Source organism: Sinorhizobium garamanticum (assembly GCF_029892065.1).
Classification (GTDB): Bacteria; Pseudomonadota; Alphaproteobacteria; order Rhizobiales; family Rhizobiaceae; genus Sinorhizobium; species Sinorhizobium garamanticum.
Genome location: NZ_CP120373.1, coordinates 2466826 through 2491339, shown reverse-complemented (window position 1 = coordinate 2491339; position 24514 = coordinate 2466826). Strand labels below are relative to the sequence as shown.

Here is a 24514-nt window from a genome sequence, read left to right as displayed (position 1 = left end):
CCAGTCACCCGCGACCGCGATAGGTCGGCACACCTTGGTCCGGCAGCCAGACGCCCTCCGGCGGCGCGCCGGTCTGCCAGAAGACGTCGATCGGAATGCCGCCGCGCGGATACCAGTAGGCACCGATCCTCAGCCATTTCGGCGAAAGCAGCGATACCAGCCGCTTGCCGATCTCCATGGTGCAATCCTCATGGAAAGCGCCGTGATTGCGGAAGGAATGCAGGAAGAGCTTGAGCGACTTCGACTCCACGAGCCAGCCATCCGGCACATAGTCGATGACGATATGCGCGAAATCCGGTTGTCCGGTCATCGGACAAAGCGAGGTGAATTCCGGTGCCGTGAAGCGGACGACGAAGTCCGTGCCAGCATGACCGCTTGGCACCCTTTCCAGCACCGCCTCATCCGGGCTCTGCGGCAGGTCGACCTTTGCGCCTAGTTGTGAAAGTCCCGATACGTCCGTTTTCGTCATTTCCTTACTGCTCCACTAGATCACGAGGATTTGGGTCGGTACGACCCAAATCCTGGCCGTGATCGATGCTAAATAGTAAGAGCGGGATGCGGGCGGAAAACCGCATACACTTTTCCTCATCCCGCTCTGGTCTTCACGCGCACACCGTGCGCCTTCTCGCCTTCCGGCTCGACATGAATGGCAATTCTCGCGCCAGGATGAACGACGCGAATCGCGTCCTCGACCCGGTCACAAATGTCATGGGCGTCGCCGACGGGCATCGCTTCGGGCACGACCATGTGGAAATCCACGAAGATCGCCGGACCGGCCTGCCGTGTCTTCAGATCGTGAACGCCGAGAGAGCCGCCGGCATTTGCCGCGATTGCCTGCTTGATCGCCTCTTCCTCTTCCGCCGGCACGGCCTTGTCCATCAGCCCGTCGACCGAACGAAAGATAACCTTCCAGCCCTGGAGCAGGATGTTGCCGGCGACGATCACTGCCAGCAGCGGATCGAGGATGGCGTAACCGGTGGCAATGGCAAGAAGAAGGCCGGCGAGCACGCCTGCTGATGTCACGACGTCGGAGAGAATATGATGTCCGTCGGCGCTCAGCGCCGGTGAGCGATGACGGGTGCCGGCGCGGATCAGCAGATAGGCCCAGATCGCATTGATGACGCTGGCGGCGAAGTTGATCGCAAGACCGAGCGCCGGTGCGCTCAAGAGCTCTGGCGCCATCATCTCGGGCACGGCCTGCCATAGGATTAGAAGCGCCGCCACGACAATCAACACGCCTTCGATGACCGCGGAAAAATACTCCGCCTTGTGATGTCCGAACGGGTGGGTCGCATCCGCCGGTTTCGCGGCATAGCCAATCACCACATAAGCGATCACTGCGGCAATCACGTTCACGATGGATTCCAGCCCGTCGGAAAGCAGCGCAACCGAACCGGTCACCCACCAGGCGAGCATCTTCAGGCCCATGACGCCGACGGAAAGCGGTATGCCCCAGAAGGCCAGCCTGAGGACGCTTCGATTATCGGGTGCGGTCATCTTCATTCCTCGCGCAGATGCAAACGAGTTGCAAATGCAAGCCCATTCAAACGCAAAACCGCCCGCGCGAATTTTCGCGCAGGCGGGTTCCAAAGACCATATGGGCAATAATGACCCTCTTGTCAAAGGGCCGTGTCGTGCTGGCTAACGCCGACGCCGATTCAAAGGCGTCAGGCGGCTTTGGTCTTGGCCCGCTTGGCGAGATGCGCAACCACGTTCTCGATCATTCGTATGCCGGCGTCGCCGCCGAGCGTCATGATCGATTCCGGATGGAACTGCACTGCCGCCACCGGCTCTTTCATGTGTTCGATGCCCATGATCGTGCCGTCCTCGCTCTCTGCCGTGATCATGAACTCGCGCGGCAGGCTGGAAGGATCGGCAAAGATCGAATGGTAGCGTCCGACCGTCACCTCCCTGCCGAGGCCGGAGAAGACGATGCCGGGTTCCAGCACGCGGATGCGCGACGGCTTGCCGTGCATGGGAATCGCCAGTTGCCTGAGGTCGCCGCCATAGGCTTCGGCCAGCGCCTGCAGGCCGAGGCAGACGCCGAAGATCGGCAGCTCGCGCGCCCGCGCCTTCTTGATCGTCGCCTTGCAGTCGAAGTCCTTCGGGGTGCCCGGTCCAGGGGAGAGCACGACGAGGTCCGGCTTGACGCGGTCGAAGATCTCGTCGGCAACCGGCGTGCGAACGGTGGTGACGGTCGCGCCCGTCTGCCGGAAATAGTTCGCCAGTGTATGGACGAAGCTGTCCTCGTGGTCGACGAGCAGAATATTGACGCCCGCGCCGACCGGCGCAACGTCACGCCCGACCTTGGCGCTGTTGGCGGATTTGGCGTCGCGGATGGCTGCAATCATAGCGGATGCCTTCAGTTCGGTTTCGGCTTCTTCTTCTTCCGGATTGGAATCGTAGAGCAGCGTGGCGCCCGCTCTCACCTCGGCGATCCCGTCCTTGATGCGGATGGTGCGCAAGGTCAGGCCGGTATTCATGTCGCCATTGAAGCCGACCATGCCGATTGCGCCACCATACCATGCGCGCGGACTCTTCTCATGGCTTTCGATGAAGCGCATCGCCCAGAGCTTCGGCGCGCCGGTGACCGTCACCGCCCACGCATGGCTGAGGAAGCCGTCGAAGGCGTCCATGTCGTCACGCAAGCGGCCCTCGATATGGTCGACCGTGTGGATCAGCCGCGAATACATCTCGATCTGGCGTCGGCCGATCACTTTCACCGAACCCGGCACGCAGACGCGGCTCTTGTCGTTGCGGTCAACGTCCGAACACATGGTGAGTTCGGATTCGTCCTTCTTCGAATTCAGCAGCTTCAGGATCTGTTCGCTGTCGGCGATCGGGTCGTCGCCCCGCTTGATCGTGCCGGAGATCGGGCAGGTCTCGATGCGGCGGCCAGAGACCCGGACGAACATCTCCGGCGAGGCGCCGACGAGATATTCCTGGTTTCCGAGGTTGATGAAAAAGGAATAGGGAGAAGGGTTGATCGCCTTCAGCCGCTTGGAAATCTCCGAAGGGCGGCTCTCGCAGCGCTCGTAGAACTTCTGTCCCGGCACGACTTCGAAGAGATCACCGCGGCGGAAGCTTTCCTTGGCCTTGACCACGAGTTCCGCATATTCGCCCGGCCGATGATCGCCATGCGGCGGAATACTGTCGACCGTGCGGAACGGCTCGGTCGCGATTTCCGCCGCCTGGCCCTCGGTCGAAAGGCCATCCTTGGCAAAGTCGTAGCGGTCGATCCATGCCTTCGCCGCATAGTGGTCGACGACGAGGATTTCATCGGGCAGGAAGAGGACCATGTCGCGCTGGTCATCGGGCCGCTGCAATTTGAGGTCGATCGCGTCGAACTGGAAGGCAAGGTCGTAGCCGAAGGCGCCATAGAAGCCGAGATTGGCATCTTCGGCCGAATGGAAGAGGTTCGTCACGGCGCGGAGAACCGTGAAAACCGTCGGCATCTTCGAGCGCTCTTCCTCGGTAAACACGCGGTCCGGCTGGTTGATGGTAAGATCGAGGCGACGCGCCGTCGACGCATCAATGGTGATGTCTGCGACCGATTTCAGATGCTCGCCGATGAGCGCGAGCAGCACCTCGCCGCGACCGTTATAGGCTTCGATCCAGATCGAGCGACCGAAGGAAGAGATGGCGAGCGGAGGATCGACGACGGCGGTGTCCCAGCGTGTATAGCGGCCGGGATATTCGTAGTTGGAGGAGAAGACCGCGCCGCGCCGCTCGTCGAGCTTGTCGACACAGGACGAGATCGCGTCCGTGTAGGAAGCATCGCGCCGCCTGCGCGTGATGACTATGCCGCCTTCGGTGGTGTAGCTCTCCGCGCCGTCTTCCAGAATTACCGTTGCCATTCGCCTCGCTCCGTAAAAGCCCGGTCTTTCCACGCGGCCAGAATACGAAAAAGCCGCCTCGAAATCTCCGGGCGGCTTCATGTCTCAATCACGCATGACTGGTCAAGGCCGCCTCAGCGAGCCCACCACCAGATCGAAATGTTGCGTTCGTTCATCATGGGCGAAAGTGTTAGCGCGGCTTGCGTATGCGCGCAAGCGGGAAAACGAGCGTTTGCCCGCTGCTGACATTGTCCCCACGAAAAGAGGCGGCCCTTTCAGACCACCCCGGTTGGAGACCGTCTGATGCTGATCAGAATTTGGCCTTCGCGGTGACAAGGAACGTCCGGCCGCGACCGGTTTCGACCGTGTTGCCCGCGATCGTGCTCGATGCCGGCGTGTAGGTCTTGTCGAAGAGGTTCGTTACGCTTCCCGTCAGTTCGAAGCCGTTTTCGAACTTGTAGTTCGCAAACAGATCGACCAGCCCGTAGCCCGCGACGAAGGGCGACCCCGACGGCGCGTTCGCCTCGCCGATGAAGGCGTTGGAGACGGCATAGAAGCGCGATCCCACCGTCAGCCGCTGCTCGTCGAGGAAGCGCGCCCCAATCGTCGCACTGAAGATGTCATCCGGCAGGAAGCTCTGCACGCCGAAACCGTTGATCTGAGACGGCAACTCGCTATCGGTATGGGTATAGGCGAGATTTCCGAAGACATAGCCGGCATCATAGGCGGCTTGCAGTTCGAAGCCCTGGACCGTGGATTCGCCCGGGTTGTTGACGAAGAAAACCTGCATGCCGCCGCCACCCAGCGCCGCAGTGATATAGTTATCTACCCTCTGGTGAAAATAGTTCGCCTTCAGGCGGAAGCTGTCTCCCGCAGCGATGACATCATCCAGTCTAATGTTGGCGCCTATTTCCCAGCCCTTGGATATTTCCGGCTGGAGGAACGGGTTGGGGAAAAACATCTGGAACCCGCCCGGGTGCGAGCCGCCGGCGAAAGTTTCGTTCACCGTCGGCGCCCGCGAAGTTTCCGCATAGGTCACGTAGGGCTGCAGCCAGTCGGTCGGGTTTAGCGCAACTGTTACACTGGGATTGAGGCGTCCGTCCGACTCGTCGACGCTGTAAGGGCCAGCCGGCATCCCGAGTGGATTGAAAGCGGAAACAACGCCATTTCCGTCGATCGTGTAGCGGTCGTAGCGCAACCCCGCCGTCAACTCGGCCATGCCGTAAGTGAACGTGTTCGTGCTGAAGACGCCGGTTGTCGAGTTCTTGCCCTCACCGTTTACGCCTCCCGAAGGCTGCGCCGCGCTGTTGATGACGTCGTAGTCGTCCTGGAAATATTCCACACCGTAGTTGGCTCGAACGGCTACCTCGCCGAGGTCGAACAGCGACGTGTTCGAGATGTCGAAGCCGGTGCCGGTGTCGGTGATTTCTCGTCCCTTCGCCGAGCCGCCGCCGGTGATGTTACCGTCATATTGCATCTTCACCCGGTTGTAGTAGGCGTTGGCACGGAAATCGATGAACTCGTTGTCGGGTGTGTACGCATAATTCGCGCCGAGCGTCTGATTCTTCACGTTCTGGAAATAGGAATTCGCAAAGAAATCATTGTCGTAGGCCATCGCGCTGAACTTGAACGAATGGTCCTTGTCCGGCGTGATTTCGGCCTTCAACAGGCCCGAGAGCAGATCTTCTTCAGTAAACGGGACTTCGATGCCGTCGCCGTTTTCGTAATTGCCGGGATCGCTCTTGCTGATACCGCCGAGGACCGAGAAGACGTCGTTGAATCGATAGGCGCCGAGCAGCGATTCCGACCAGTCACTGCCGTTCGTTCCGTAGGTGACCGCAGCATGGCCGCCATAGTTCTTGCCGTCCTGGATCAGATCCTCGATGTCATAGGTTCGGAAGTTCACCGACCCGGCCAGCGCGCCGCCGCCAACGCCCGTAACGGCGCCACGCGTGACGTCGATCCCGGCAAGAAAGGCAGGATCGAGGTAGGCGAAGCCTTGAGCTTCGTGACCGGTAAATCGGAAATTCTGGCGCACGCCGTCGATCATCATGTTGACACGGCCGGATCCTTCAAAGCCGCGGATATTGACTGCGACACCGGGATTCTGCGGGTTGTTGGCCGTTGACGTTCCGGGCACGCTGCGGAGCAGGTCGTCAGTCTCCTGCCCTGCCTGCAATGCGATCTCGTCCGTTGTCACCGTGCTCGAAGGGCCAGGCTTGGCATAGGGATCCGCATCACGCCCGCCTTTTACCACGATGGTTGAGAGATAGGTTTCGCCTTTTGCGGCTTCGGCTTTCTCGGTTTCCGTCTGTGCGGCCGTAGTATCTTGAGCGAATGTGTTGGAGGCAGCTGATAGTGCGAGTGTCGCCGTGCATGCGAGAAGAGCCAGGCGATGATGCCGGTTGAGCATGGACCAGTCCTTTGAGATTTTGGCCGGGCTTGCTGTTGAGCGGCAAACTCAAGGGGCTGGCTGGGCGAGTGTTTGGATGCGTGCGACGTGTCAGCGCGTCGCCTCATTTACGCCACATAAAAAACATGAGTGAAATTGTCAATATAAATCTAGGGGTATCGTCTGGGCCGGATTCACGCTCGCAGCTGCCCTTGTCCTCAGTTTGAGCACATTTTGAAAGAGGATCTGCTCTCATGCGTTCTGGCTTCGGCCCCAACGGATGCGAAGGACCTGCATGCGCCACACCGTCGGAATGATCCTGTTGCCCGTCTTGATTCTCTCAGGCGCAAGCCTTCCCAAGAAGGGTCCGGTGCCGGTCCCGAAACCCGCAATCCCCAGCGAGCAAGCAACGCCAACGCCGGAACCGAAGCCTGCCGTGCCGCCCAAGGGCGCCGAAGTTCCCGCCAATGGCAAGACGGGTTCTCAGCCAGGTGGAGAACAGAAAGAGGGCATCCCCGGGGACACAACCAAGGACGACAGCATTGAGACAGTATTCCTGCCGGTGAAAGAGGAGCCTGCCGAAGAGCACGCATCCTGCCTTGCCGACCTCAAGGCGCTCGGGGGCACATTCACTGACACCAAGCGCATCGACGACGGCAAGGGCTGTGGTATCGACAAGCCGATTCGCGTGACGGCAATATTGCCGGGTGTTGCGCTGAAACCGGAGGGGACGATGCGTTGCGCAACGGCACTGGCGCTTGCCCGCTGGACCAAGGAATCGGCAATCCCCGCCGCCGCCACGGCCTTCGGACCGGATACACGGATCACGGCGCTGAACCACGCATCGACTTATGTCTGCCGCCGGCGCAACAACGGGACGACCGGCAAGATTTCGGAACATGCCCACGGCAACGCTGTCGACATCGCCTCGTTCACGCTGGGCGACGGCAGGACCATCGCCATTCAGCCGCGCGACGAGGATGGCACACTGACAGGCGCGTTTCAGCGCGCGGTTACGGCATCGGGCTGCCTCTATTTCACGACTGTCCTCGATCCGGGCAGCGACGCCGCCCATGAGACGCACCTGCATTTCGACATCATCGAACGCAAGAACGGCTATCGCTACTGTCGATAGGCGGTTGTCACGTGCCGTCTATGCCCGTTGTCGCCTTTTCGGATCCAAGCGCAACGAACTCGCCGGAGAAGAAACCGGCGACCTCTTCTTCCGCAAGCAGATCGGCCCTCACCACAAGGCGCGCCCTGCCCCGCCGTTCCAGGAGGCGCATGAAAGCGGGCCATTGATCGGCGTCCTCAAGACTTGAGCGCGCCGAGAAGGAGCCGGCGATCGGCTGCAGGTAATCCATGCGGTTGCTCTGGATCACCAGGCGCGTGGCGATGCCGCTGAGACGGAGCCGGAGATGGAGGAGCGACCACGCGGCAAGGATCGACAGCGCCGAGGCGCTGCCACCGAAAACCGTTTCGCGGTGATTGATATTCGGTGCAAGCGGCGCGCGGAGGAGCACGTTCTCCCACTCCGCCTTGACCACTTCGACCTGCATGGCCGCCGACAGCGGAATGTGCGCGTGAAGGTAAGCCTGCAGTTCCGAAGGCGTCATGATGCTCTCGTATTGCTCGCCAACAAAGGAGTCTCGGCTACGGCAAGCTATCAGCAAACTAAGGACGAAGTCGTGCAGTGAATCAAGCTGTTACGCCGATACCTGCGCGCCTCGGCATGCATGCGGCACCGTCACGCGACGCGCAAGATAGCGGCAACTCGATTGAAATCGCCGTGGGCGAGAACAATCTATGGCGTGGACTGCAGAACTGCCGCATCATTCGCCCGCCATCGACCTGACAGAGGAACAATCCATGCCGCTAACCATGCACAAGCTTTCCGTGCCCGCCTTCATCCGCGGCTTTTCCGCCCTCGGTGGCCTGCTCGACAAGGCCGAAACCTTCGCTTCGGAGAAGGGCATGCCGCTCGCCGAGCTCTTTGAGGCACGACTCGCGCCGGACATGCTGCCGCTCGCCGGACAGGTCCAGCGGGCGAGCGACACCAGCAAGAATGCCATCGCGCGGTTGACGACGATCGAGGCGCCGCGCTTCCCGGACGAGGAACGGAGCTTCGCGGAACTGCGCGAACGGATCGCCAAGACGGTCGCATTCCTCGAAACGGTCCAACCCGCCGATCTCGAAGGCAGCGAGAACCGCGAAGTGACGCTGAGCTTCCCCACCCTCAAGATCACCTTCAGCGGTGGGGACTACCTCTTGAAGTTCGTGCTGCCGAACTTCTACTTTCACGTCACCACCGCCTACGACATCCTCCGCCACAAGGGCGTGCCGATCGGCAAGGCCGACTATATTGGCGGTCTTGGCTGAGATGCGTACACAGTGGGCGAAACGTCACGCCCGCTGCGCCACCTTCAGAACAACCCCTCGATCAGCCCCTCCTCATTGAGCCGTATCCTCTCCGAGGACGGCGCTTTCGGCAGGCCCGGCATCGTCATGATTTCGCCGGTGATGACGACGATGAAGCCAGCGCCGGCCGCAAGCCGCACCTCGCGGATCGGCACGGTGTGGCCGCTCGGCGCGCCGCGTAGGTTCGGGTCCGTCGAGAAGGAATATTGCGTCTTGGCCATGCAGATCGGAAGGTGGCCGTAACCCTGCTCCTCCCAGGTCCGGAGCTGTTCGCGCACCAGCTTGTCGGCAATCACCTCGCTCGCGTGATAGATGTCCTTGGCGATCGTCTCGATCTTCTGGAAGAGCGGCATGTCGTCCGGATAAAGCGGCGAGAACTGCGAGTGGCCCGCATTCGCGAGGTCCACGACCTTGTGCGCAAGTTCCTCGATCCCTGCCGAACCCTCGGCCCAATGCTTGCAAAGAACGGCTTCTGAACCAAGCGTCCTGACATAGTCCTTGATCGCCTGGATCTCGGCCTCGGTGTCGGAGGTAAAGTGGTTGATCGCAACGAGCACGGGAACGCCGAATTTCTTGACGTTCTGCACGTGCCGCCCGAGATTGGCGCAGCCTTTCTTGAGCGCTTCGATATTCTCCCGGCCCAGGTCGTCTTTCTTCACGCCGCCATTCATCTTGACCGCCCGCACGGTCGCGACGACGACCGCGGCGTCCGGCTTCAGGCCGGCCTTGCGGCACTTGATGTCGAAGAATTTTTCAGCTCCGAGATCGGCACCGAAGCCGGCCTCGGTAACGACGTAATCGGCGAGCTTCAGGGCAGTTGCCGTGGCGACCACCGAATTGCAGCCATGGGCAATATTGGCAAAGGGGCCGCCATGGACGAAGGCCGGGTTGTTCTCGAGCGTCTGCACAAGATTCGGCTGCATCGCGTCCTTGAGCAGCACCGCCATCGCCCCGTCCGCCTTGATGTCGCGGGCATAGACCGGGCTCTTGTCGCGCCTGTAGCCGATGATGATGTTGCCGAGCCGCTTTTCGAGATCCTTGATGTCCATCGCGAGGCAGAGGATCGCCATGACTTCCGAGGCGACGGTGATGTCGAAGCCGGTCTCGCGCGGGTAGCCGTTGGCGACGCCGCCGAGCGAGCCGACGATCTGGCGCAGTGCCCGGTCGTTCATGTCCATTACCCGACGCCAGGCGATGCGGCGAATGTCGATCGACTGCTCGTTGCCCCAATAGATGTGATTGTCGATCAGTGCCGCAAGCAGGTTGTGCGCCGCCGTGACGGCGTGGAAATCACCAGTGAAGTGAAGGTTGATGTCCTCCATCGGCACGACCTGGGCGTAACCGCCGCCGGCCGCACCGCCTTTGCTGCCGAAGCAGGGGCCGAGCGATGCCTCCCGGATACAGACGATCGTCTTCTTGCCGATGCGATTGAGGCCGTCGCCGAGGCCGACGGTGGTCGTCGTCTTACCTTCGCCGGCGGGCGTCGGATTGATCGCCGTCACCAGGATGAGCCGGCCGTTTCCGTTGTTCCGCTGCGCGGCGATGAATTCAGCGCTGACCTTGGCCTTGTCGTGGCCGTAGGGCAGCAGGTGCTCCGACGGAATGCCTAGCTTTTCGCCGATCTCCTGGATCGGCTTTTTCTTTGCGGCGCGCGCGATCTCGATATCGGATTTGACCTCCGGCATGGCTGCTCCCCCTTTGTGGCACGCCCAATCCGCCTCGTCCGCGAAAATGGGCGCGCTTTGTTTCTTTGCGCTTACGCTTACACGCCGCGCATCATCGGGCAAGGATATCGCGCATTTCCACCAGGTTGGACCGCACACGAAGGATGTAGAAGCCCATCGTTGCCAGATGCGTCGGCATGATCCAGCCATCCTCGCGGCCGTTCGAGATGATAAGCGGCTGGATGTTCAAGGCGGAGCGCAGCTGCCGGATCGTCTCCGTCCAGATCGGCGTCAGGCCGCGCTGGGCGACGACATTCTCGAAGTCGGCACCGGCGGCTGAAAGAATGCCGTAGTAGCCATAGAGCTGGCCGAAGGCGAACCAGAAGCGGTCGTCCGCGCGCGTGTCGAACCAGCCGCCATTGTGGAATTCGGAGCGTTCGCGGATGATCGCCGAGGTGTTGCCGAGGTCGTTGGCGATGCGGTCGAGGAACTCGACCATGTTGTCGGACCGACCGTCGAAGATCGCCTCGCACTTGCCGAGCGAGAGATTGAACTTCCTGAAATCGCGCATCGCCGCCCGATAGAAGCTCGGCGTCGGTGTCTTGGGTCCGAACGGGTTGATGCCGAAATACCAGGTCTCCTCGTCGAACTGGATGTTGCCGCGCGCGCTTTGCAGGTCGTTGTTGATGCCCGACGTGCCGCGGACGCGTCCGAGCGAATCCACGAGCTCCACCGACGTTCGGCGTATCGCCTGGTTGATGCCGCGCTGGAACGACGCCTTGTTGTCGAGCCAGGGCGTGTCGTCCCAGTCGAGCCCGAAGAGGCCGAGCTTGTAGTGCAGCATCGAAGATATCCAGGCATTCTGGTTGACGTTGAAGTCGATGAGATCGGCCGCGACGTCGACGATCGCCGAGGTTTGGCAAACCGTTCCCGCCGGCAGCTGCGCCACGGCGAGCGCCTCGGTCGTGTTGGCCCCGCCCGATGGATCGGCCGCTGCCGCCCGGTCGGCGGCGGCCCCTGCATTTGGCTGCCCCGGCGTCGTTGCGCCGGGACCTCTTACCGGCGACCCTGCCGGCACCTTGCGCTCGGCAAGCTTGTAGCGATCGACATAGTCAGGATTGAAATTGGTCCATGCCTGCGTCTGCCAGACGAAATAGCCGTAGAACAGGATCAGACCGAGCAGGATAAGGCCGATCGGTCCCTTGATGATCCAGCTTCGCTGCCGGTACCAGTTGCCCATTGCCACGAAAGGCCAGAGGAGCCAGGCAACAGCAAGGCCGATGCCACGGCCGATCGCCGTGAAAACCCGCTGGAAGAACGCAACGATCGGATCGAACATGTCCTATTCCTCTTTGAGGCCGTAGAGCTTGTGCCGGAAGGCGGCCTTGTCCTTGAGATACGTACTGGTCAATGTCGCCACAACATATTCCCGGAACTTTTCGCTGTAGCGCTCGTAAGCGTCATAGAATCCCTGCTTGTCGAACACGAAGCGGGAGACGAAATCTCGGGGAACGAGCTGTGAGATGAGGCGATTCACCAGCCATTGATCGGTATGCATCGGCGCGGCGCGCACCAGCAGAAAGCGATGTTCCGGCGGGACCTCCGCCATGGTGATCGTGCCCGTTGCGGCAATCGTCCGGGCCATTTCCTGAAGGAAGGGGTAGGTTCCATCGCGCGACACAAGCGCCGCGTTACGGTGGATCCAGGTCTGCAGCCAGATCCGATCAGCATTCATGAGATCGGCCGTCGGATCGGTATCGTTGATCAGCCCGCGAATGATCATATCCGCCCGGTGCTGAAACAGCCCGGATTCCTGCACCCAGGAGGCCTGCGGCAGTTGCAGCCGGTTGGTCCGGGCGAGAAACTCGTAGATGCGGGCATGATCGTTGATGGCAATGTAGCTCACCTGCCATGGCCGCGACCGCCTGAAACCGGGTACCGAAGGATCGCAGATCACCGTCGTCGTCTTCTCGTCGAGGAAGACATAGACGCCGCCGAAATGATTGGCCCAGAAGGCCTCGTGGCGGAAAACGAGTTCATTTGGCACGAGGACGTTCTGCCGGATGTCGCCCGTCATTTTTGCCAGCTCGACCATCCGGTTCAGCATGGCGTCATCGGCCCAGGCGGTCGGTACCTTCTTCAGCCGGTCCACCAGTTCCCTGAGCTCGGTTGCCTTGCCGAGCATGTCTTCCGCGGAAAGGACCCGGAAACGAACTTCATTGATCGACAGGAGGTCGTCGATGTCCTCGACCACCGAAACCGAGTCCTCGATCTCGCCGTAGAGCGCATCCTTGATGGTTACCGCGTTGATCGCGCGGCTGTTGGCGTTGAAGAACTCATGCATCAGCGCCGCGGTGTTGGAGAAACTCGTATGGACAACGGGAAGGTCCGCCTGAGCCGGCGTTAGGATAATGAAGCGCCGATTGACGCGATTCGGGTCGAGATAATCGCGATCCCCAAGTTCGTCGGCGATCTCCGGCGAGAAACCGGTCATGTCAATGCTGAAGTGATCGAGCGCCGTTGGTTTCAGGCCCAAGCCCTCCAGCGCCTTGTTGTAGCGGGCGATAAGATGAGGCTCGGATATGTCGAGCAGCCGACCATAGATCAGCTCGGCTTCGAGGAGGCGTTTCATGCGGAAATGCTCCTCGCCATGGCAATTGAGCGCTCCTGATCCTCATCGCTCATGCCTGCCACCTGCCCTCCCTCTTCATCGCCTCGATTTCGCGGATCGCCTTTTCGCGCTGGCGCTCACGCCGAATGATGTCGCCAATAGCGGCATCGTCCGACTTGTCGGTGTAGCGGAACTCGCTGTCGGCGTAGCGGTTGATTTCCTGCAGCACCATTTCGATCGTGATCGGACCGCGCAACTCCTCGATCATCGCCTTCTTCTCATCGTAGGACTTGTGCATGAAGGCGCCGGCATCCTTGAACCAGTCGTCGGGAAGCTCGACGTCCATCGCCCGCATCTTGATCGCGTCGGTGATGTTCCTGATCGCCCGGCCGGTGAAGCGCGGCTCGGCTTCCTTGATCATGTGCAGATAGGCGCCGACGTCGGCGAGCGTGGCAATCTTGCCCTTCTCTTTCTCGTAGCGCTCCCAAACGGCGGCGAGGCCCTCCTCCTGCGGCCGTGCATGGGCTGCATAGGACTGCGAGACCGCGCGCTTGATCTCCTGGCCGGCATAGAGATCGTGCTCACCAAGCGGGATCTTGTGGTTCTTGCCGACAAGCAGCGCGAATATGTCGATGTAGTCGCCTTCCGTCTGCGGCCCATCGACGAGCCAGCGCGCGCCCGCACGCTGACGCAACGCGTCATCGACGTTCTCCGGGTAGTTCGAGAACATGCCGAAGGTGCAGTTGCCGCGCACCACGGTGGAGGCACCGGCAAAGCTTTCCATCAGCACCGCCGTCACCTCGTGCTGACCGGCCGAAGCACGGTCGTCGGAACGCCTGGCCGCCACCTGATCGACATCATCGATCGTGCCGAAGCCGATCGCCCGAGGATTGATGACGTTGTTGACGAATTCCTTGCAGTTCTGCCCAGACTTTCCCTGATAGGAGGAAATCTGGTCGACGCCGAAATTCTCATAATGGAAAGCGTAGCCGGCGACGCCGCAGTAATCGTGGAGCATCCCGGCGAGCATCTGGATGAGAATGGTCTTGCCGGTGCCGGGCATGCCGTCGCCGAAAAAGGTGAAGAGAAAGCCGCCAAGTTCGACGAAGGGATTCATCTGCCGGTCGAAGTCATAGGCCATCAGCATCTTGGCAAGCTTCAGTGCCTGGTACTTCGCAATGTGGTTGCCGATGATTTCCTCGGGTTTCTTGAACGTCATCACCAGCGGCTTGCGCTTCTGCCCCGGTGCAATATCGAAACCGTTCAGGGTGAAATCGTCCTGGTCGAGCCGGATATGGACGTTTTCGAAGCTCTGAAGGCCGGTGAACCGCGCCTTGCGGGCGATCAGTCCTTCGATCGCGACACGTGAAAAGGCGCGCGTGCGCGCCGTCAAGGAAAGATCGTCCGGCGCACCGGCAATGCTGCGGTCGAGCGCCGCGACCATGCTCTTCAGCGCATCCTGGGGCGTGTCGAAGAGAAAGTCCGGCTCTGCCGCATCGTCGACCGGTTCGCCTTCGCTCTGCAGGGTCGCACCCAAATAGGCCGCGAGCGTAAATGCGGCAACATAGGCGGCGGCCGAAAGCAGTGCCTTGAATTGGCCCGCCTCTTCGCCGCCGAGCGGCGAGGAGGCGTTGCGCGCCTGCAATTGCTCGAGATTCGTCTGTCGCGCGAAGACGTCGGCGACGGCAAGCGCCACCTGAATGCCGCGGCGCGTCCGGTAAAGGACGGCATGCTGGGCCGGCGACAGGAGCGGATCGGCGCCGCGCACCGACTGGATCGTGCGCTGAAGCTCAACCTCTCGGGTGCGGCGCTGGCCGGCGGTCGAAACGGTCGAGACGAAGCGGCGGCCAGTGCCGGCGAGCGGCGTCCCCCCTGATGCGTCATCCCGTTCAAGGATGACAAGCTTGGTGACAAGGCTCTGGGCCGTCGCCTGATGCTTGGCGATGTCGTCCTCGTGCAGCGTCGTCAGGCCGGTATTCAGCGTCATCGTCAAACCTCGCTCACCACCTGGTTGCCGGAAATCACGTGCACCTTGTAGTCCCCGAAGACCTCGCCCGCCTCGCCTTCGGCGTAAAGCGCCTGATAGGCGTCGTGCGGCACGAGCGCATGCTTTTCGTAGCAGCTGACGCCCATCCGGGCAGCCTCCAGGTTGTCAGTGTCTATGTGGAATTCCTCCTGCGCCGGCGTCGAGGACCAGAAGCCGCGCTCCGCAGGACGTTCGGCCTTGGAGAAGACCTCCTGCACCGTCCAGGTCAAAAGCCAGGCATTTTCGGCCTTCCGCACCTTCGAGAGAATATCGTTGATCCTGGCGTTGTTCTCTGTAATCCCGGCCGAATAGAACGGGCCGAGTACGATGCGCCGAAGCTGTTTCGGGTGAAGCTCCGGGAAATCCTTGTCGAGATTGGTGGCGATCGTCACCGGCGTCAGCGAATAGGCGCTGTTCTTCGAGGCGAAGTCATCGAAGCGGCTCGCAAGGTCAGGATTGAGCAGACCGCCGACCGGAAGCGGAATCTCGATGTCCGGATTGAGCTTGCCGTCACGGGTGACCAGCATTTCGACGATGTTTTCCGAAGAATCCTCGATCGTCGCCATGTAGACCATGGGGAGCGTCTGAGTTCCATCGAAGGCGCCCCAGGAGACGACGTAATAGGGCCGCATCGTCTTCGGGTTGACGGCGACCCGGATCGTCTCCGGCAGGATGAAGGGCGAAAAGATGTCGCCCTTGCCGATCTGCTCGAGATAGAGCCTTTCCGCCATTCGGGCTTGCAGCGCCTCGGGAAAGGACTTCTGCCTGAGGATGAAGTCGGCCATCTCTTCGCGGAGCGCATCGGCAGGCGGAATGTTCGCCAGACGCTCTTCCGCACTCTGCCGGTCGTTTTCCAATTCGAGCACGTTCTGGAACACCGGGAAGCCGCTTTCGGCGCGCGAGATCCGGAACCGCTCGACGAAGCCGATGCGGTTTTCCCAGCAGGCGATCGACGCCTTCAGGCGGGCGAGATAGGAAACGATGATCTCCCCGACCACCGTGTTCTGGTAAAGCGGTGAGTTGCGGTCGCCGAGAAACAGTTCAAGCCCCGCCAGCGCGGAACGGATGGAACTGAAATATTGCCGTACGGCGGCGGATGCGGCGGTGTTCATGCCTAGTCCCTCGGCAGGCGCCGAAAGGCGGTCGGAAATCTGGTCATTGCCGCCTTGCCGATCACTGCTTCACGTAGTTTGCCGCGTTGTGCTTGTCCATCACCGTTTGGAAGCGACGGGCGAAGGCGTCGTCGGCGAGTTTCTTGCGCCGCTGGATATCCTGCGTCGCGAGCATGTTCTTTTCATGCATTTCGAGCAAGTCGCCGATGTGACGCTGTGCCGCCGCGCCGATGCCGGCCATGGTCTCCTCGGCCGCGGTGTCGACCTGGCTACCGAGCGTGTTGATCTTGTGGGCGACATCCTGCTGCGCCGCCGTCTTCAACGAATCCTCCAGCGACTTGTAGAGCACGATGCGCTGTTCGGTATCAATCGTCAGCTTGTTGATCAGCGTATTCTGCGCGGCGATCTGATTGTTGAGGGAATCGACGAAGGTCTGGAACATCGACGTGTAGCGCTCGAGCGTCTGGCTCTCTGCGAGCAGCTCCTGCTCCTTCGCCTGCTTCTCGTTATATTCCGTCGCAAGCGTCGAGCGCTCGCCCTCCAGTTCCGTTCTCGTCTTCTGGTCGGTCGACGCCGCGATCCTGTTCTCGATGTCGAGCAACAGGGGATTTAGCTCCTCAATGCGCTTCTGCGTCTCCTCAAGCGCCGCCATCGTGCCCTTGCGGCGATCGATCACCTTGATGAGGCTGTGCTCGGAGGTCTTGTAGCGCTGGTCGAGGACCGCCCTCTGGTCCTTGAGGATCCCGACGATCGTGTCGGACTTGGCGAGAAGCTCCTGCAGGTTGCCGGCAAGCGACATGTTGCGCACGCGATCGGTCCGCAAGCGCTGCATCTTCTGCTTGGAGAACATGCCGATGAACTTCTCATAGCCGGTATAGCTCTTCATGCTTTCGAATTCGGCGCCGAAGACATTGGTCGCATCTTCCAGCCCGATGATCAGATCGGCGATATTGGCTTCCATCACCTTCTGCTGATTGATCACGTCCTGAATGCGGGCGTTCTCGATGTCGAAATTGACGTCGCCGAGTTTGGTGTCGGCCTTGGCGAACTGGTCGAGAACAACGCCAGATTGCTCAAGCTTGCCGCGCATCTCCTGGACGACATTCTTCGTCTTTTCGATTTCCGCGTCAAAATTCTGAAGAGTCGCCATTCCTTCCCCCTTTAATCCGGCCCTTGATCGGGACAGTCACCGCATCGGCGTGCCGAATTATTCAGCCTTCGATTGCAGTTATATAAAGGACGTTTAGCCGGTGAGAACAAGTGCCGCACGCAGGCTTTTTCATGCGGATGGTCGAACAGAAGGCGAGCAATGGCGGCGGCCGTCTACCGGGCAGCCGAAGGGCCCTTGAGATAGGCGATCACATCGGCGATTTCAGCGGGCTTCTTCAGCCGTCGCGCATCCGGTCTTCCCAGTGACGGCGGCAATAGGAAACGTATTTCTCGTTGCCGCCGACATCCACCTGCGCGCCCTCGCGCACAAGGTTGCCGGCGCCGTCGAGGCGTACGACCATCGTCGCCTTGCGTCCGCAATGGCAGATCGTCCTGACTTCGCGCAGCTCGTCAGCGATCGCCAGCAGCGCCATGGAACCGGGAAAAAGCTTGCCCTGGAAGTCGGTCCTGAGGCCATAGGCCATCACCGGAATGCCGAGGCGGTCGGCAACACGCGCAAGCTGCCAGACCTGGTCTTCGCCGAGGAATTGCGCTTCGTCGACGAAGACACACGCGATCTTGCCTGACCCGTCCGCATTCAGGCGTTCGACAAGGGCGTAGAGATCGTCATGGCCGCTGAACGGGACTGCGTCCGAGGCCAGCCCGATGCGCGATGAAATGCGGCCGGTTCCGGCGCGGTCATCGAAGGCGGCGATCAGCATGACGACGCGCATGCCCCGCTCCTGGTAGTTATAGGAGGCCTGCAGCAACAGCGTGCTCTTGCCGGCATTCATCGTCGCATAGCTGAAATAGAGTTTGGCCATATTCCCCGTCTCCAGACTTCCGACAGCGCCGTGCGTCTTTTCGGACACATGCAGTAGTCCGCTTCTTGACGGGGCTTTCGGCCGATGGCCAGAGCGGGTCAGCATGACCCACAGATTTTCGCTTCCGCGCGATTCCTTAAAGCCACGCCGCTGGTCCAAGCATGACGACAACCCCTGCGCGTCGGCGCAAGCGCGTGACGCAAAATGGCTTCCTTTTCTTGGATATTGCGACATCGGGCGTCGCATTGTGCATCCCGTCAATGTATTGACGCAATACACTTCCTTCGACATCAAGGCGCTTGAATTCAAGCTCCATTGGTGTTTGGCTAAAACAATAAATAGAGGCAGGGGAACGACAACGATGATAAGGATACGCTCTCTCAAATTCATGCTGGCTGGTGCCGTCTGCATGGCAGCCCTGACCGCCGGAACTGCCGTCGCGGCCGAACCGGAAAGCTGCAGCACCGTCCGTTTCTCCGACGTGGGCTGGACTGACATTACGGCAACGACCGCAACTGCGACGACTATCCTCAAGGGCCTCGGCTACGAGACGGATGTGAAAGTCCTGTCGGTTCCCGTCACCTATACTTCGCTGAAGAACAAGGACATCGACGTCTTCCTCGGCAACTGGATGCCGACGATGGAAGCCGACATCGCGCCCTATCGCGAGGACAAGTCCGTCGAGACCGTGCGCGAGAACCTCGAAGGCGCCAAGTACACGCTGGCGACCAACGCCAAAGGCGCGGAACTCGGCATCAAGGATTTCAAGGATATCGCCGCGCACAAGGACGCGCTGGAAGGCAAGATCTACGGAATCGAACCGGGCAATGACGGCAACCGTCTGATCATCGACATGGTCGAAAAGGGAACCTTCGATCTCAAGGGTTTCGAAGTGGTCGAATCCTCCGAGCAAGGCATGCTGGCGCAAGTCGCCCGCGCCGAAAAGGACGGCGAGCCGATCGTCTTTCTCGGGTGGGAGCCGCATCCGATGAACGCCAATTTCAAACTCAGCTATCTGTCCGGCGGCGATGACATCTTCGGCCCGAACTTCGGCGGAGCGACGGTGCACACCAACGTGCGTGCCGGCTACACGACCGAATGCCCGAACGTCGGTGCCCTGCTGAAGAACCTGAAGTTCTCGCTCCAGATGGAGAACGAGATCATGGGCAAGATCCTGAATGACGGCGAAGAGCCGGAGGCAGCGGCAGCGGCATGGCTCAAAGCCAATCCGACGGCAATCGAACCCTGGCTTGCTGGTGTGACCACCAGGGATGGCGGCGACGGACTGGCTGCGGTGAAGGCCGCCCTCGGTCTCTGATCGACCAGAGGGCCGTGTGTCCTGCAGCACGCATAAAGATCGCTGTAGCACTTTGAAGTGCTGCACGTTTTATCCTTCAATCGGTCCGGTTTGAGGAAACATGCAGCGGGCGGGGACCACCCCGCCTTTTTTCACCGCTTCGCGCGATCTGGTTTTTGACCCTGACTAGAGGGATCCAAGCTCGTGGAATTTCTGACTGAATACCGCATTCCGATCGGCGGCTGGGCCAAAGCGTTCGTCGATTGGCTGACAACCAATTTCGAACTGTTCTTCGATCAGCTCGCAAATTTCCTGTCGGCGGTCGTGGCCGTCCTGCTCTACATCCTCCAGACACCGCACCCGCTCATAGTTGTTGCTATCGTCACCGCGCTTGCTTGGTGGTTGCGACGCTCAATCGGGATTGCGCTCTTCACGTGTCTTGGGCTGCTGCTGATCATCAATCAGGGCTATTGGCAAGAGACGACCGAAACGCTGGCGCTGGTGCTCGCGGCGAGCTTCGTCAGCATGGCTGTCGGCATCCCTCTCGGCATTGCCGCAGCGCGACGTGCCTGGATCTACTCGATCATGCGTCCAATTCTCGATCTTATGCAGACCATTCCCACCTTCGTCTATCTCATCCCGGCGCTGATCCTCTTCGGCCTCGGTATGGTGCCGGGCCTGATCGCCACGGTCATCTTCGCGATCCCGGCGCCGATCCGATTGACCCGCCTCGGCATCATCTCCACGCCGCCGTCGCTGGTCGAGGCAGCCGAATCCTTTGGCGCCACGCCGTGGCAGGTGCTGCGCAAGGTGGAGTTGCCTTTCGCAATGCCGCAGATCATGGCCGGGCTTACCCAGACGATCATGCTGTCGCTCTCCATGGTCGTCATCGCCGCTCTGGTGGGCGCCGACGGTCTCGGCGTACCGGTCCTCAGGGCGCTGAACACGGTGAACATCGCCAGGGGTTTCGAATCCGGCCTCTGCATCGTCATTCTCGCCATTGTTCTCGACCGTCTGTTCCGCTCGTCCGATGAAGGAGAAGGCGCATGACAGACGCGGTCGTTTTCAAGAATGTCGACATCATCTTCGGCAAGAACCCGCAGACCGCCCTGCAAATGGTCGACCAGGGAAAAAGCCGCGACGAGATCGGTGCGGCCACGGGTCTCGTGCTCGGCGTCGCCGGTGCTTCGCTGACGATCAACGAGGGCGAGATCCTGGTCCTGATGGGCCTCTCCGGTTCCGGCAAGTCGACGCTGCTTCGAGCCGTGAACGGCCTTGCGCCCGTGGTGCGCGGCGACGTCGAGATAAAGACCGCAAACGGATCGCTGAACCCCTATCGCTGCACCGCGAAGTCGCTGCGCGACTTCCGCATGCACACGGTTTCCATGGTGTTCCAGCAGTTCGCGCTTCTTCCCTGGCGCACCGTCGCCGATAATGTCGGCTTCGGCCTCGAGCTCGCAGGCATGCCTGAGGCAGAACGCAAGAAACGCGTCGGCGAACAGCTCGAGCTGGTCAACCTTACGAAATGGGCGGACAGGAAAGTCAACGAGCTTTCGGGCGGCATGCAGCAGCGCGTCGGACTTGCCCGCGCCTTTGCGACCGGTGCGCCCATCCTCCTGATGGACGAACCATTCTCGGCGCTCGATCCGTTGATCCGCACCCGTTTGCAGGATGAATTGCTCGAATTCCAGCGGCGGCTGAAGAAGACGATTATCTTCGTAAGCCACGATCTCGACGAAGCCTTCCGCATCGGCAACCGCATCGCCATCATGGAAGGCGGACGCATCATCCAGTGCGGCACACCGCAGGAGATCGTGAAGAACCCGGCCAACCAGTATGTCGCCGACTTCGTCCAGCACATGAACCCGATCACCATGCTGATGGCCAAGGACGTCATGCGGACCGGCGTCGAACGAGGCGCGACAATAGCCGGCGTGACGGCGACGGCGAAACCGACGACTCCCCTCGTTGATATTCTGGACGCGATGTCCCGCCAGCCGGGCAGCATCGGCGTCGTCGACAACGGCTCGGTAGTCGGCACGATCGACGCGCAAAACATTGTCGAAGGCCTGACGCGTCATCGCAACAAAAGTTGACGCAACACGCCGAACGGCGAATAAAGGCCTGGAGCAACCGCTTCGGGCCTTTTTTATTGTTCGGAGCGACAAGCGGCGAAAGGAAGACGTTCATGAGCGAAAAACCCAACGTTCTGCGCGAAACCGATGATGAGGCCCGCAAGCTCGCCCGGACATTGCTTCGCTCGGCGAAAAGCGGCTCGCTCGCTGCGATCGAGCCCGAAAGCGGCGGCTTTCCTTTCGTCAGCCGCGTGCTGATCGGCATCGACATCGATGGCGCGCCGGTCGTTCTCGTCTCGCGACTGGCAACGCACACGCAGGCGCTGCTCGCCGACCGGCGCGCGTCGCTTCTGACGGGCGAGCCCGGCAAAGGCGATCCGCTCGCCCACCCGCGCCTGACCGTTCAGTGCGAGGCGGAAGAGGTCGCACGTGCATCCGAGGCCCACGATCGCATCCGCGCGCGCTTCGTCCGCCGCCATCCCAAGGCCAAGCTCTATGTCGACTTTCCCGATTTCGGCTTCTTTCGCCTGAAACCACTGAGGGCAAGCCTCAACGGCGGCTTCGGACGCGCCTATGCGCTGACGGCCGAAGATCTCGCCATTGCTTCGCCCGCCGCAGCCGCGCTCGCCGAAATGGAAGACAGCGCGATCGAGCACATGAATGCCGACCATGCCGACGCCGTGAAGCACTACGCGACCGTCCATTGCCGCGCGCCGGACGGTGACTGGAAGGTCGTCGGTATCGACGCGGCAGGCCTCGATCTCTTCGATGGCGAGCGGTTGAAGCGCCTCGAATTCGAGGCCCCGATCCAGGGGACGGGGGAATTGCGGCCGCTTCTGAAAAAACTTTACGGTTAATCGGCGTCCAGGTACCCCCATTTTTCGCACTGGGTGGTTGCCCTTTTATGCATCACGTCTAATTATCGTGCTTCATCAATCATAACTACGTGTGATGTAATTTTCGCATGGAGCACGCAATGCAGCCCCTTCCGCCTGAAAAACACGAGGAAGCCGAAATAGCAGCCGGTTTCCTTTCGGCCATGGCAAATCCCAAACGCCTCCTCATCCTTGACTCTCTCATCAAGGAAGAGCTGGCGGTCGGCGCCTTGGCCAACAAGGTCGGGCTGAGCCAGTCGGCCCTTTCCCAGCACCTTTCGAAATTGCGCGCCCAGAATCTGGTAAGCACTCGTCGTGACGCCCAGACGATTTATTATTCGAGTTCCTCTGACGCTGTCATGAAGATCTTGGGCGCCCTCGCAGAAATCTACGGCGAAGACAATGCCGTGGAAGAAAAAGTCCTCGTCCGCAAATCGGCGTAATCTCCCAATACGTCCGCCCCGCAGGACACACCTTAAGAAGCCCCCACGAGCAATCGCGCGGGGCTTTTATTTTTTCGGCGAACCACGGAAACGCCGACCGTCTTCTCTCGAGACGCAAAAGCCACAGGCTTGACGCTATCGGGCGCGCTGATAGTTTGACCAAAGGGTAAAAGAATCCGACCTACAGCGCCGCGCGTCTTATCGAACGCGTGGACGCTGTAGCACTTTGAATTGCTGCATGTTTGATCCCCCGATCGGGTACGATTTGAGGAAACATGCAGCGGCCAGCGACGCGCACCACCAGCAGTCAGAATTCGCGGAGGAGAAACAGGACATGTCGAACCGATTGAATACAACGCCGAACGATCTGCGCGCCTTCTGGATGCCGTTCACGGCCAACCGGCAATTCAAGAAGGAGCCGCGCCTCTTCGTCGGCGCCAAAGACATGTACTACACGACCCATGATGGTCGCACGGTGCTGGACGGCACGGCCGGCCTCTGGTGCGTCAATGCGGGTCACTGCCGGCCCAAGATCACCGAAGCGATCCGCGAACAGGCCGGCGAACTCGACTATGCTCCGGCTTTCCAGCTTGGCCATCCGAAAGCCTTCGAGCTGGCGAACCGGCTTGTGGACATCGCGCCTGAGGGCATGAACCATGTCCTCTACACGAACTCGGGTTCGGAATCGGTCGATACGGCGCTGAAGGTCGCGCTTGCCTATCATCGCGCCAAAGGCAATGGCTCCCGCTTCCGGCTGATCGGCCGCGAGCGCGGATATCACGGCGTCAACTTCGGCGGCATCTCTGTCGGCGGCATCGTCGCCAACCGCAAGATGTTCGGCACGCTTCTGACCGGCGTCGATCACCTGCCGCACACCCACCTTCCGGCAAAGAATGCTTTCACCCGCGGGGAACCGGAGCATGGCGCCGATCTTGCTGCCGAACTGGAGCGGATCGTCACCCTGCATGACGCCTCCACGATCGCCGCCGTCATCGTCGAGCCCGTTGCGGGGTCGACGGGCGTGCTCATCCCGCCGAAGGGCTATCTCCAGAAGCTTCGGGAAATCTGCACCAAACACGGCATCCTCTTGATCTTCGACGAGGTGATCACCGGTTTTGGCCGCCTGGGCACGCCCTTCGCTGCGCAGTATTTCGACGTGAAGCCAGACATCATCACGACCGCAAAAGGCATCACCAACGGCGTGATCCCGATGGGTGCTGTCTTTGTGACGTCGGAGATTCACGACGCCTTCATGACCGGGCCGGAACATCTGATCGAGTTCTTCCACGGCTACACCTATTCCGGCAACCCGATCGCCTCCGCTGCTGCACTCGGCACGCTCGACACCTACAAGGAGGAAGGCCTGCTCACGCGGGCCGCCGAGCTCGCACCCTATTGGGAAGAAGCTCTGCATTCGCTCAAGGACTGCCCGCATGTCATCGACATCCGCAACATCGGACTGATCGGCGCGATCGAACTGGAACCGATCGCCGGAGAGCCTACGAAGCGTGCATTCTCTGCCTTCCTGAAGGCCTATGAGAAGGGGCTGCTTATCCGCACGACCGGCGACATCATCGCGTTGTCGCCGCCGCTGATCATTCAGAAGCAGCAGATCGACGAATTGTTCGACAAGCTGCGAGATGTCCTGAAGAATAACATCTGAGCTTTCGACATCACGCTTTCTCAGGCCCTTTCCCCGCATGCGGGGAGAGGGTTATTGTTATGAATCAACCGCTGCATGATTCCTTAAATCGAGATCGATTTAAGGACAAAATCATGCAGCAATTCAATA

At 60.6% G+C, this 24514-nt stretch carries 20 protein-coding genes; 8 read left to right on the top strand and 12 right to left on the bottom strand.

Annotated features, from left to right (window positions below):
- Window positions 1-4: 4 nt before the first annotated feature.
- The 4 genes from queF to PZN02_RS11555 all read right to left on the bottom strand — a co-directional run bounded on the left by queF (window position 5) and on the right by PZN02_RS11555 (window position 6249).
- Window positions 5-469 carry a preQ(1) synthase gene (queF, locus tag PZN02_RS11570; protein ID WP_280658139.1) on the bottom strand — a complete coding sequence of 155 codons (465 nt, stop codon included), beginning with the start codon at window positions 467-469 and terminating at the stop codon, window positions 5-7.
- A gap of 116 nt (window positions 470-585) precedes the next feature.
- On the bottom strand, window positions 586-1497 hold the full coding sequence (locus PZN02_RS11565) for a cation diffusion facilitator family transporter (protein WP_280658138.1): 912 nt from the start codon (window positions 1495-1497) through the stop codon (window positions 586-588).
- Between the two features lie 170 nt (window positions 1498-1667).
- Window positions 1668-3857, bottom strand: a complete 2190-nt coding sequence (locus tag PZN02_RS11560) for an anthranilate synthase (RefSeq protein ID WP_280658137.1) — start codon at window positions 3855-3857, stop codon at window positions 1668-1670.
- Window positions 3858-4146: 289 nt separating this feature from the next.
- Entirely contained in the window at window positions 4147-6249 is a 2103-nt protein-coding gene (locus PZN02_RS11555; protein ID WP_280658136.1) for a TonB-dependent receptor domain-containing protein, read from the bottom strand.
- A gap of 274 nt (window positions 6250-6523) precedes the next feature.
- Between PZN02_RS11555 and PZN02_RS11550 the strand changes: the two genes are divergently transcribed.
- Window positions 6524-7363: an extensin-like domain-containing protein gene (locus tag PZN02_RS11550; RefSeq protein ID WP_280658135.1), complete on the top strand. Its 840-nt coding sequence runs from the start codon at window positions 6524-6526 to the stop codon at window positions 7361-7363.
- Window positions 7364-7370: 7 nt separating this feature from the next.
- On the opposite strand, the gene PZN02_RS11545 is transcribed toward PZN02_RS11550, so the two are convergent.
- On the bottom strand, window positions 7371-7844 hold the full coding sequence (locus PZN02_RS11545) for a YiiD C-terminal domain-containing protein (RefSeq protein ID WP_280658134.1): 474 nt from the start codon (window positions 7842-7844) through the stop codon (window positions 7371-7373).
- A gap of 253 nt (window positions 7845-8097) precedes the next feature.
- On the opposite strand from PZN02_RS11545, the gene PZN02_RS11540 reads away from it, so the two are divergent.
- Window positions 8098-8607 carry a DUF1993 domain-containing protein gene (locus PZN02_RS11540; RefSeq protein ID WP_280661468.1) on the top strand — a complete coding sequence of 170 codons (510 nt, stop codon included), beginning with the start codon at window positions 8098-8100 and terminating at the stop codon, window positions 8605-8607.
- 44 nt (window positions 8608-8651) lie between these two features.
- Here PZN02_RS11540 and PZN02_RS11535 read toward each other — a convergent pair whose 3' ends face one another.
- From PZN02_RS11535 to PZN02_RS11505, 7 genes are all read right to left on the bottom strand, one after another.
- Window positions 8652-10331, bottom strand: a complete 1680-nt coding sequence (locus PZN02_RS11535; RefSeq protein ID WP_280658133.1) for a formate--tetrahydrofolate ligase — start codon at window positions 10329-10331, stop codon at window positions 8652-8654.
- Between the two features lie 91 nt (window positions 10332-10422).
- Window positions 10423-11649, bottom strand: a complete 1227-nt coding sequence (locus PZN02_RS11530) for a DUF2333 family protein (protein ID WP_280658132.1) — start codon at window positions 11647-11649, stop codon at window positions 10423-10425.
- Between the two features lie 3 nt (window positions 11650-11652).
- Window positions 11653-12942, bottom strand: coding sequence for a DUF6638 family protein (locus tag PZN02_RS11525; RefSeq protein ID WP_280658131.1), 1290 nt, complete (start codon window positions 12940-12942; stop codon window positions 11653-11655).
- 49 nt (window positions 12943-12991) lie between these two features.
- Window positions 12992-14908 carry an AAA family ATPase gene (locus tag PZN02_RS11520; protein WP_280658130.1) on the bottom strand — a complete coding sequence of 639 codons (1917 nt, stop codon included), beginning with the start codon at window positions 14906-14908 and terminating at the stop codon, window positions 12992-12994.
- 2 nt (window positions 14909-14910) lie between these two features.
- A complete protein-coding gene (locus PZN02_RS11515) occupies window positions 14911-16059 on the bottom strand; it encodes a hypothetical protein (RefSeq protein ID WP_280658129.1) in 1149 nt (382 codons plus the stop codon).
- Between the two features lie 61 nt (window positions 16060-16120).
- The gene (locus tag PZN02_RS11510; RefSeq protein WP_280658128.1) at window positions 16121-17209 is read right to left on the bottom strand and encodes a coiled-coil domain-containing protein; all 1089 of its coding nucleotides are present in this window, start codon (window positions 17207-17209) and stop codon (window positions 16121-16123) included.
- A 235-nt stretch (window positions 17210-17444) separates the two neighbouring features.
- The gene (locus tag PZN02_RS11505) at window positions 17445-18032 is read right to left on the bottom strand and encodes a thymidine kinase (protein WP_280658127.1); all 588 of its coding nucleotides are present in this window, start codon (window positions 18030-18032) and stop codon (window positions 17445-17447) included.
- A gap of 361 nt (window positions 18033-18393) precedes the next feature.
- Here PZN02_RS11505 and PZN02_RS11500 point away from each other — a divergent pair, with 361 nt between their 5' ends.
- From PZN02_RS11500 to aptA, 6 genes are all read left to right on the top strand, one after another.
- Window positions 18394-19350 carry a choline ABC transporter substrate-binding protein gene (locus PZN02_RS11500; RefSeq protein WP_280658126.1) on the top strand — a complete coding sequence of 319 codons (957 nt, stop codon included), beginning with the start codon at window positions 18394-18396 and terminating at the stop codon, window positions 19348-19350.
- A gap of 183 nt (window positions 19351-19533) precedes the next feature.
- Window positions 19534-20379, top strand: a complete 846-nt coding sequence (gene choW, locus PZN02_RS11495) for a choline ABC transporter permease subunit (protein WP_280658125.1) — start codon at window positions 19534-19536, stop codon at window positions 20377-20379.
- Window positions 20376-21425 carry a choline ABC transporter ATP-binding protein gene (gene choV, locus PZN02_RS11490; protein ID WP_280658124.1) on the top strand — a complete coding sequence of 350 codons (1050 nt, stop codon included), beginning with the start codon at window positions 20376-20378 and terminating at the stop codon, window positions 21423-21425. The genes choW and choV overlap by 4 nt, the downstream gene beginning before the upstream one ends.
- 92 nt (window positions 21426-21517) lie before the next feature.
- The gene (locus tag PZN02_RS11485; protein WP_280658123.1) at window positions 21518-22261 is read left to right on the top strand and encodes a HugZ family pyridoxamine 5'-phosphate oxidase; all 744 of its coding nucleotides are present in this window, start codon (window positions 21518-21520) and stop codon (window positions 22259-22261) included.
- Between the two features lie 119 nt (window positions 22262-22380).
- Window positions 22381-22722: an ArsR/SmtB family transcription factor gene (locus tag PZN02_RS11480; RefSeq protein WP_136505957.1), complete on the top strand. Its 342-nt coding sequence runs from the start codon at window positions 22381-22383 to the stop codon at window positions 22720-22722.
- Between the two features lie 334 nt (window positions 22723-23056).
- Entirely contained in the window at window positions 23057-24385 is a 1329-nt protein-coding gene (gene aptA / locus PZN02_RS11475) for an omega-aminotransferase AptA (RefSeq protein WP_280658122.1), read from the top strand.
- The last annotated feature ends 129 nt before the right edge of the window (window positions 24386-24514 follow it).

Coding starts and splice junctions, on each gene's coding strand:
- PZN02_RS11485 (WP_280658123.1), top strand. CDS start 21,518: ATGAGCGAAAAACCCAACGTTCTGCGCGAAACCGATGATGAGGCCCGC.
- PZN02_RS11550 (WP_280658135.1), top strand. CDS start 6,524: ATGCGCCACACCGTCGGAATGATCCTGTTGCCCGTCTTGATTCTCTCA.
- PZN02_RS11560 (WP_280658137.1), bottom strand. CDS start 3,857: ATGGCAACGGTAATTCTGGAAGACGGCGCGGAGAGCTACACCACCGAA.
- aptA (WP_280658122.1), top strand. CDS start 23,057: ATGTCGAACCGATTGAATACAACGCCGAACGATCTGCGCGCCTTCTGG.
- PZN02_RS11515 (WP_280658129.1), bottom strand. CDS start 16,059: ATGAACACCGCCGCATCCGCCGCCGTACGGCAATATTTCAGTTCCATC.
- queF (WP_280658139.1), bottom strand. CDS start 469: ATGACGAAAACGGACGTATCGGGACTTTCACAACTAGGCGCAAAGGTC.
- PZN02_RS11535 (WP_280658133.1), bottom strand. CDS start 10,331: ATGCCGGAGGTCAAATCCGATATCGAGATCGCGCGCGCCGCAAAGAAA.
- PZN02_RS11510 (WP_280658128.1), bottom strand. CDS start 17,209: ATGGCGACTCTTCAGAATTTTGACGCGGAAATCGAAAAGACGAAGAAT.
- PZN02_RS11525 (WP_280658131.1), bottom strand. CDS start 12,942: ATGAAACGCCTCCTCGAAGCCGAGCTGATCTATGGTCGGCTGCTCGAC.
- choV (WP_280658124.1), top strand. CDS start 20,376: ATGACAGACGCGGTCGTTTTCAAGAATGTCGACATCATCTTCGGCAAG.
- PZN02_RS11520 (WP_280658130.1), bottom strand. CDS start 14,908: ATGACGCTGAATACCGGCCTGACGACGCTGCACGAGGACGACATCGCC.
- PZN02_RS11505 (WP_280658127.1), bottom strand. CDS start 18,032: ATGGCCAAACTCTATTTCAGCTATGCGACGATGAATGCCGGCAAGAGC.
- PZN02_RS11540 (WP_280661468.1), top strand. CDS start 8,098: ATGCCGCTAACCATGCACAAGCTTTCCGTGCCCGCCTTCATCCGCGGC.
- PZN02_RS11565 (WP_280658138.1), bottom strand. CDS start 1,497: ATGACCGCACCCGATAATCGAAGCGTCCTCAGGCTGGCCTTCTGGGGC.
- PZN02_RS11480 (WP_136505957.1), top strand. CDS start 22,381: ATGCAGCCCCTTCCGCCTGAAAAACACGAGGAAGCCGAAATAGCAGCC.
- PZN02_RS11530 (WP_280658132.1), bottom strand. CDS start 11,649: ATGTTCGATCCGATCGTTGCGTTCTTCCAGCGGGTTTTCACGGCGATC.
- PZN02_RS11545 (WP_280658134.1), bottom strand. CDS start 7,844: ATGACGCCTTCGGAACTGCAGGCTTACCTTCACGCGCACATTCCGCTG.
- PZN02_RS11555 (WP_280658136.1), bottom strand. CDS start 6,249: ATGCTCAACCGGCATCATCGCCTGGCTCTTCTCGCATGCACGGCGACA.
- PZN02_RS11500 (WP_280658126.1), top strand. CDS start 18,394: ATGATAAGGATACGCTCTCTCAAATTCATGCTGGCTGGTGCCGTCTGC.